Genomic DNA, 261 nt, shown 5'->3' with positions numbered 1-261 from the left:
AATACCATAACTGCTAAAGCAAATTTAAGTCATGGTGAATTATTTGCAGACCTTAGTGCTAATACAGTAATAAATAAATTTAATAGCCCTGTTATAAAACTCAATAATATAAAAGTTGCTTCTACAGGATTGCAAAGTCGCGCTCTAAAAGCATCACATCACGTATTTGTAAACGATATTGAATTAGCGGTAAACCATCATATATCGGCAGTGGAACATCCATTTGAAATAGTAGTACCTACACAAAGTATAGTGTTATTA

Annotated in this window: 1 pseudogene; it reads left to right on the top strand. The window is 31.8% G+C overall.

The window, feature by feature from the left end:
• Positions 1–261: pseudogene (locus AAEY62_RS23140) on the top strand (hypothetical protein); the annotation flags it as partial.

The organism is Pseudoalteromonas sp. GW168-MNA-CIBAN-0100 (assembly GCF_040309225.1).
GTDB classification, from domain to species: Bacteria; Pseudomonadota; Gammaproteobacteria; order Enterobacterales; family Alteromonadaceae; genus Pseudoalteromonas; species Pseudoalteromonas arctica.
The sequence above is the reverse complement of the archived record's forward strand: the minus strand, read 5'-3'. Positions and strand labels throughout refer to the sequence as shown.